The organism is Ilumatobacter nonamiensis YM16-303, assembly GCF_000350145.1.
In the GTDB taxonomy this organism is placed as follows: domain Bacteria; phylum Actinomycetota; class Acidimicrobiia; order Acidimicrobiales; family Ilumatobacteraceae; genus Ilumatobacter_A; species Ilumatobacter_A nonamiensis.
Map to the genome: position 1 here is coordinate 1 of NZ_BAOL01000269.1, position 7,935 is coordinate 7,935.

General features: G+C 67.8%; 8 protein-coding genes. 5 read left to right on the forward strand and 3 right to left on the reverse strand.

All coding sequences use genetic code 11. The annotated features are described in order from the left end of the window. Positions 1–38 precede the first annotated feature (38 nt). The 3 genes from ON45_RS19345 to ON45_RS19355 form a co-directional block, all read right to left on the reverse strand. Positions 39–1,151 (reverse strand): M24 family metallopeptidase, encoded by a 1,113-nt coding sequence (locus ON45_RS19345; RefSeq protein WP_040496217.1) that lies wholly within the window; start codon positions 1,149–1,151, stop codon positions 39–41. A gap of 114 nt (positions 1,152–1,265) precedes the next feature. Next, a complete protein-coding gene (locus ON45_RS19350; protein WP_040496218.1) occupies positions 1,266–2,135 on the reverse strand; it encodes a fructosamine kinase family protein in 870 nt (289 codons plus the stop codon). Positions 2,136–2,147: 12 nt separating this feature from the next. Then, entirely contained in the window at positions 2,148–2,555 is a 408-nt protein-coding gene (locus ON45_RS19355; protein ID WP_040496219.1) for a VOC family protein, read from the reverse strand. Between the two features lie 131 nt (positions 2,556–2,686). On the opposite strand from ON45_RS19355, the gene ON45_RS19360 reads away from it, so the two are divergent. Genes ON45_RS19360 through otsB form a run of 5 tightly spaced genes read left to right on the forward strand, consistent with a single transcriptional unit; the run spans position 2,687 to position 7,884 of the window. Further along, on the forward strand, positions 2,687–2,983 hold the full coding sequence (locus ON45_RS19360) for a glutaredoxin domain-containing protein (protein ID WP_040496220.1): 297 nt from the start codon (positions 2,687–2,689) through the stop codon (positions 2,981–2,983). Between the two features lie 9 nt (positions 2,984–2,992). Further along, positions 2,993–4,420 (forward strand): cystathionine beta-synthase, encoded by a 1,428-nt coding sequence (locus ON45_RS19365; RefSeq protein WP_051063424.1) that lies wholly within the window; start codon positions 2,993–2,995, stop codon positions 4,418–4,420. Then, positions 4,420–5,598, forward strand: a complete 1,179-nt coding sequence (locus tag ON45_RS19370) for a cystathionine gamma-synthase (RefSeq protein ID WP_040496221.1) — start codon at positions 4,420–4,422, stop codon at positions 5,596–5,598. The genes ON45_RS19365 and ON45_RS19370 overlap by 1 nt, the downstream gene beginning before the upstream one ends. Before the next feature lie 55 nt (positions 5,599–5,653). Further along, on the forward strand, positions 5,654–7,096 hold the full coding sequence (locus ON45_RS23270; RefSeq protein ID WP_158412536.1) for an alpha,alpha-trehalose-phosphate synthase (UDP-forming): 1,443 nt from the start codon (positions 5,654–5,656) through the stop codon (positions 7,094–7,096). After that, complete coding sequence (gene otsB / locus ON45_RS23275) at positions 7,093–7,884, forward strand: trehalose-phosphatase (RefSeq protein ID WP_051063427.1); 792 nt, start codon at positions 7,093–7,095, stop codon at positions 7,882–7,884. The genes ON45_RS23270 and otsB overlap by 4 nt, the downstream gene beginning before the upstream one ends. Positions 7,885–7,935: the final 51 nt, after the last annotated feature.

Here is a 7,935-nt window from a genome sequence, read left to right on the forward strand (position 1 = left end):
CCATCGGGTGTCTGACACCGGATGGCACGGTGGCTCGATCAGACGGAGATGAGATCGTGGTCGGAGTTGTTCAGGCGGAGCGGCCCGTCGTCGGTGGCGACGGCGATGTCTTCGAGCCGCATCCCCCACTTGCCCGGGACGTAGATGCCCGGCTCGACGCTGAACGCGTGACCCGCAGCCAACGGCAGATCGTTGCCTTCGACGATGTACGGGTCCTCGTGCTCCTCGAGTCCGATCCCGTGTCCGGTGCGGTGGATGAAGAACTCGCCGTACCCCGCCTCGGCGATCACCTTGCGGGTGACCCGATCGACGTCCTCGCACGGGGTCCCGACCGTCGCCGCCGCGACCCCCGCGGCCTGCGCCTCGTGGAGGACCGCGTACGCCTCGGCGATGTCGGCCGGGATCTCGCCGGTGACGACGCACCGGGTGGTGTCCGAGCAGTAGCCGTTCATCGTCCCCCCGAAGTCGCACAGGACGATCTCGTTCTCCCGGATCACGCGGTCACCCGCGTGGTGGTGCGGACTGGCAGCGTTCTCCCCCGCCGCGACGATCGCGAAGTTGACCTTCTGGTGACCCTCCTCGACGATTCGGCGCCCCAGGTGTGCCGACACCTCGGCCTCGGTCCGTCCCACGAGCGGGATCTCGCCGCGCTGGAGTTCGCCGGCGATCAGGTCGACCGCGGCCCCCGCGGCGGCGAGCGCGTCGATTTCGGCCTGGTCCTTGGTGCGGCGGAGCGCTCCCACGACGTCGACGGCGCGGGTGTACTCGACGCCGGGAAGATGCGGCAGCAACTCCACGAGGAAACGCGCCCACATCTGGTCGCCGATCGCGACCCGTTGCGGAGCCCGGGCCAAGCCGGCAGCGATCTCGACGGGATCGTCCGTCTCCCCCCACGGCACGAGGTCGAACACGCCCGGTTGCTCGGTCACGCGAGCCGCCTCGAGCTCCGGGATCAGCAGCGACGCCTCACCGTCTCGCGGGACGACGAGCATCGTCAGTCGTTCGAGCGGCATCGCGGTGTACCCCGTGAGGTACGGAAGATCGTGGCCGACCGAGATCAGCACGGCATCGACGTCGCGGTCGACCATCGCCGACCGGACACGGTGCACGCGATCGAGATACACGGAGGTGTCGAGAGACGGAGCGCTCATGACCCCGAGTCTGCCACCGCTCGACCGACGCGCCGAGGGGTGCGGCATGTTCTCGACCCCGATTCGTCTCGCACCCGGCACGAATCGGGCTCGAGCATCCGTCGGGCCGGGGCCTCAGAGACGGTCACACGCGTCGAGGGCGCGATCGACCGCGACCGGGTAGGGGTTCCCGAACTTGATCGCGTGGACGACGAGCGGCGCGAGTTGATGCAGCGGGACGCGGTCCTGCCATCCGGGACTCAACGGGTACTCGTCGTCGTACGCCGTCCAGCACTCGTCGCCGAAACCGCCGAACAACGCCATCATCGCGAGGTCGAACTCACGATGACCTCCGTGTGCGGCCGGGTCGATCAGCCAGTTCACTCCACCGGAACCGACGAGTCGATTCCCGGCCCACAAGTCACCGTGCAGGAGCGCCGGTGGTTCGTCGGCAGCATCGAACGAGGCGAGTCGATCGGCGATCGCGTCGAGCCGCCCGATTGCACGTTCGTCCAACGCCCTACCATCGCGGGCGAGTCGAGCGAGCGGCTCCAGACGGTTGACCGCGTAGAACTCCGACCAGTTCGAACACGGCTCGTTCGGGAGTGCACGGCTTCCCGTCGTGCGACGGTCCGAACGGCCGAACGAGGGCGCACCCACGCGGTGAATGCGAGCGAGCGCCCGGCCGAGATCCACCTCGGTCGATCGCGCCGACGGAGCCTCGTCGATCCATTCGAGGACCAGGAGATCCTCCGCCACGCCCAGCACCCCCGGCACGGCGATCGGCGCATGCGAGGCGACCGCCGCTTCACGCAACCAACCGAGTCCGGTCGCCTCGGTCGGGAAGAAGTGAGGTGGCGGCGCGGCGTGGGTCTTGGCGAAGACCCGGTCGCCGTCAGTGAGTTCCACGCGGAACGCCTCGGCGACGTCGCCGCCCGACAGACGGTGGAGTGACAGAACGGACCGGTCGAGAGCGTCGCCGATCCGGCGGATCAACTCGTCCATCGAGGTCCGGTGTCAGTCGCCGTGGCCGACGGTCTCGATCAGATCCCACCGATTGCCGAAGATGTCACAGAACACGGCGACCCGCCCGTACGGCTCGTCTCGTGGTTCCTCCTGGAACGCGACACCGCGTTGGCTGAGCGCCATGTGGTCCATGTCGAAGTCGTCGGTGTGCAGGAAGAACGAGACCCGGTCGCCGGTCTGGTTCCCGATCCGGGAACGCTGCTCATCCGACGTCGCCTCGGCGAGCAGCACGTGCGTCGCCTGCCGGTCCCGCTCGGTCCCGGGCGGCGCGACCACGACCCACCGCTTGTTCTCCTCCTCGATGTCGCTCACCAGCGAGAAGCCGAGATCCTGCACGTAGTGACGGATCGCGCGGTCGTACTCATCGACGACGACCGTGACCAACCCGAGATGCGACACACGTTCATCATGGCAGCCAATGTTCCGGTCGGCGCGCCAATCATCTGGCACACCCGGCGAAGCGGCGCGGCGTGACGGAAACCCGCCCCCGGCCACGATTGCGATCGCAACCACGTCGGTAACGTGACGGCATGACCGCAAGCAGTGCCGAGTCAGCAACCCACATCGACCTCTACTGGCGACCGGGGTGCGGCTTCTGCTCCTCGCTCCGTGGACAGCTCGACCAACTCGGAGTCGAGCGCATCGAGCACAACATCTGGGACGAGCCCGGCAAGGCCGACGTCGTCCGCTCCATCGCCAACGGCAACGAGACCGTCCCGACCGTGGTGATCGGTGGCATCGGCATCGTCAACCCGTCCGCCGGCGAGCTCGTCGCACATCTGGCTCAACACGCTCCACACCTGTTGCCGGACGATTCCGTGGCGTAGGTTTCGGGCATGCCCGACGCGTCGATCCGCCATCCCTCACTCGACGGAACCGAGATCGCCGACTCGGTTCTCGACCTCATCGGCGAGACGCCGATGGTCCGGATGAAGCGCGTCAGCGAGGAACGCGGCATCCGCTGCGTGCTCGCGATGAAGCACGAGGTCACGAACCCCGGCGGATCGTCGAAGGACCGTCCTGCGCTCGAGATGATCCTCGCTGCCGAGGCGAGTGGCGAACTCCAGCCGGGCGGGACCATCGTCGAACCGACGAGCGGGAACACCGGAGTCGGTTTGGCGATCGTCGCGGCGCAACGCGGCTACAAGTGCGTGTTCGTCATGACCACGAAGGTCGGCAAGGAGAAGGTCGACCTGCTGCGCGCGTACGGCGCCGAGGTGGTCGTGTGTGACGTTGCCGTCGCTCCCGACGACCCGGAGAGCTACTACTCGGTTGCGGAACGGCTCACTCAGGAACGCAACGCGTTCCGACCGAACCAGTACGAGAACCCGCACAATCCCGTGGCCCACACGAACACGACGGGCCCCGAGATCTGGCGCCAGACCGACGGTCGCATCACCCACTTCATCGCCGGCGCCGGCACGTGCGGAACGCTGACCGGCGTGGGGCGCTACCTCAAGTCGATGAACCCCGACATCCAGATCATCGCAGCGGACCCCGAAGCGTCGGTGTTCTCCGGTGGCTCCGGACGCCCGTACCTGGTGGAGGGAGTGGGCGAGGACTTCTTCCCGGCCGCGTACGACGGTGATCTCTGGGACGACGTGATCCCCATCAGCGACGAGGAGAGCTTCCTCACGGCCCGCTACGTGAGCGAGACCGAGGGGATCCTCATCGGTGGGTCCGGCGGGATGGCCGTCGCCGCGGCGATGAAGGTCGCCGATGCCGCCGACGACGATGCGGTGATCGTCGTGCTCAATCCCGACTCCGGTCGCGGGTACCTGTCGACCGTGTTCAACGAGGACTGGATGATGAACTTCGGATTCGTGCAGGAGTGCGAACAGTGCGTCGGCGCCGTGCTCGACACCCGGAACGCGTCAATCGAGAACCTGCTCTACGTGAACCCTCAGCAACCGGTGAGCGACGCGATCGAGATCATGCGCGAGAACGGGGTGAGTCAGCTCCCGGTCTGCAAGAACACGCCACCGTTCGCGAACGCCGAGGTCTCCGGCTCGGTCGACGAACTCGAGTTGATGGAGGTGATCCACCGCGACCCGGGGGCGATGGACACCGCAGTCGAGAAGGTGATGAGCGGCAAGTTACCCACGATCGGCGTCGGCCAGAAGGTCGAACTCGCGGTGTCGATGCTCGAGACGGCACCGGCGCTGCTCGTGCTGTCGGGGGGTCGTCCACTCAGCGTCCTGACCCGCAGCGACCTGCTGTCGTACTTCACGGCGGTCGCCGAAGCCGCCGAGGCGGGGCTGTGATGGGCGACGTCGACGAGCAATCCGACCTCGCCGGTTTCTCCACGCGGGCGATCCACACCGGGCAGGAACCCGATCCGACCACCGGTGCGGTCATCCCGCCGATCTCGCTGGCGACGACGTTCGCGCAGGACGGCGTGGGGAACCACAAGGGCTTCGAGTACTCGCGTTCCGGCAATCCCACCAGATCGGCCATGGAGGCACAGATCGCCTCGCTCGAACAGGCGCGCTACGGCATGTCGTTCGCCAGCGGACTCGCCGCCGAGGACAACGTCCTGCGCCTGCTGACCCCACCGCACCACACGGGCGGTCGACGAGTGCTGCTCGGCAACGACGCCTACGGCGGAACGTTCCGGCTGATCTCGAAGGTGTGGACGCCGATGGGCATTCCGTGGGCCGCGGTCGACCTCACCGACGTGGACGCACTGCGCGCCGAGTGGCCCGACGACACCGGAATGGTCTGGTTGGAGACGCCGACCAATCCGCTGCTCACCTGCTTCGACATCGAAGCGATCGCCGAGATCGCACACGAACGCGGCGCGATCGTCGTGGTCGACAACACCTTCGCCACGCCGTACCTCCAGCAGCCGATCACCCTGGGCGCCGACATCGTCGTGCACTCGGCAACCAAGTACCTGGGCGGGCACAGCGACGTCGTCGGTGGATTCGTGGCGACGAGCAACGACGGCTTCGCCGAACGGATCGCATTCACACAGAACGCGGCGGGTGCCATTCCCGCACCGTTCGACTGCTACATGGTGCTGCGCGGTGTGAAGACCCTCGCCGTCCGGATGGATCGTCACTGTCAGAACGCGCGGGCGATCGTCGATCTGCTCGTCGGTCATCCGGCGGTCGAGCGGGTGCTGTATCCGCAGCTACCCGACCATCCGGGTCATGCGGCTGCGGCGAAACAGATGAGCGACTTCGGCGGGATGGTGTCGTTCCAGGTGGCCGCCGGGCGCGAGGCCGCCATGCGGGTCGCCGACGCCACGTCGATCTTCACGCTCGCCGAGTCGCTCGGGGCCGTCGAGAGCCTGATCGAGCACCCGGGAGCGATGACCCACATGTCCACCGCCGGTTCGCCGCTCGAGGTTCCCGACAACCTGATCCGTCTGTCGGTGGGCATCGAGGACTCGGCCGATCTGGTCGACGACCTCGCCGCCGCCCTCGACACCGTGTGATCGCGGTGCGGACGCCCGTGACGTCACGGCCCGGGCGTGGCATCCTGGGGACGACATGGACGAACCGCCGCCCAGCCAACCCGACGCTTCCGAGCAGAGCCCCGACGCACCTCCGATCGACCGCCCGATCGTCATCGCCGCCAACCGACTTCCGGTCATGCGCACCGACGACCACGGATGGACACCGTCGCCCGGCGGCCTCGTCCGCGCGCTGTACCCGATGCTGCGTGAGAGCGGGGGAACCTGGGTCGGATGGACCGGCGACCCCGACGACGCAGCCGACCCGTTCACCGTGGACGGTGTCGACCTGCACCCGGTCGCCGTCACCGCCGACGAGATCGAGCTCTACTACGAGGGCTTCTCCAACGATGCACTGTGGCCGCTGTATCACGACGCGCTCCGGGAATCGACGTACAGCATCGAGCAGTGGGACGCCTATCGCGCCGTCAACGAACGGTTCGCGATCACGCTCGCGAACATCGCTCCGGAGAACTCGGTCGTGTGGATCCACGACTATCAGTTGCAACTCGTGCCGGGCGTGCTCCGCGAACAACGCCCCGACCTGACGATCGGCTTCTTCCTCCACATCCCGTTCCCGCCGGTCGAGCTGTTCACACGCCTGCCGTGGCGCACCGAGATCATCCGGGGTCTGCTCGGCTGCGACCTCGTCGGATTCCAACGCCCGACCGGCGCTGCCAACTTCGTCGCCGCCGCCCACCAACTCCTCGACGCCGAGCATGCGGACGACAGCGTGTTCTACGACGGCCGAGAGGTCCAGGCCGGAGTGTTCCCGATCTCGATCGACGTCGCCGAGGTCGAGGCGATGGCCGCCGGACGAGCCACCCGCCGCCAGGTGAGCCAGATCCGTGCCCGACTGGGCGACCCGGAGGTCGTGATGCTCGGCGTCGACCGACTCGACTACACGAAGGGCATCGGCCTCCGACTGAAAGCTTTCGCGAAGCTCCTCGAAGACGGCCGACTCGACCCGGCGCACAACGTGATGGTCCAGGTCGCCACACCGACTCGGGAGGCCGTCGAGGCGTATCAGGACGAACGTGCCGAGATCGAACGCCTCGTGGGCGAGATCAACGGCCGGTTCAGTTCGATCGGGTTGCCCGTGGTCCACTACCTCTACCAGACGCTTCCGTACGACGACCTCGTCGCGCTGTACCGCGCGGGGGACGTCATGCTCGTGACTCCCTTCCGGGACGGGATGAACCTGGTTGCGAAGGAGTACGCGGCGGCGCACATCGACGGCGACGGCGTGCTCGTGCTCTCCGAGTTCGCCGGCGCCGCCGACGAGCTGACCGATGCCGTGCTCGTCAACCCACACGACGACCGCGCCCTGCAGGATGCGATCGTCGAAGCGGTCGAGATGCACCGCCACGAGCGGCGCGAGCGAATGGCCGGATTGCGCGACCAGATCCGCAAGAGCGACGTCCAGGGTTGGGCGCATCGCTTCCTCGCCGCACTCGACGCGGCGGGGACACGGTCGTGACCGACTCGACACCTGCCCCGTCCATGCCCGACGAACCCGTCGAGCTCGCGCGCCTGGTCGCTGCACTGGAACGTCCGCTGCTGCTCGCCCTGGACTGTGACGGTGTTCTCGCCCCGCTGACCGACCATGCCGACGACTCGATCCTCACGAGCGGGCTCGGCCCCGATCTCGCCCGCCTCGCCGACGTCGATGGCGTGACGGTCGCGATCCTGTCCGGCCGGTCACTCGACGGGCTCGCGCAGTTCGAGTTCGACGCGGCGATCCAGGTGTGGGGCAGCTACGGCGCCGAGCAACGTGGCGTCGCGCAGCCGGAGTTGACCGCCGAGGAATCCGAACGGCTCGACGTGCTCGACGAACTGGTCAGTGAAGCCGCCCGCAGAGCCGGGACCGGCGCGTGGGTCGAGCGCAAACCCACGAGCGTCGTCGTCCACGTGCGTGAAGCCGACCGCGACCTGAGCGACGCGGCGCTCGACTGGGCGCGCACCGAGCAGGGACGCCTCGTCGGTCACGCAGTCCACGAGGGAAGCAACGTGCTCGAGCTGATGACGCGGCCGGCGGACAAGGGCACCGGCCTCGACGCACTGCGCAAGGAGATCGATCCCGCGTCGTCGGTCTACGTCGGCGACGACGTTCCCGACGAGGACGCGTTCGCGCGCCTGGGGCCGGGAGACGTGGCGATCAAGATCGGACCGGGCGACACGCTCGCCGGTCATCGTCTCGCGGACCCTGATGCGATGCGATCGATGATCCGCGCGCTCGTCGACTCGCTCGACCCGCCGACCACCTGACCGCCTGCTCCACACCGACAGGTTCTCGTGAACAGTTCGCGCACGGAGCGC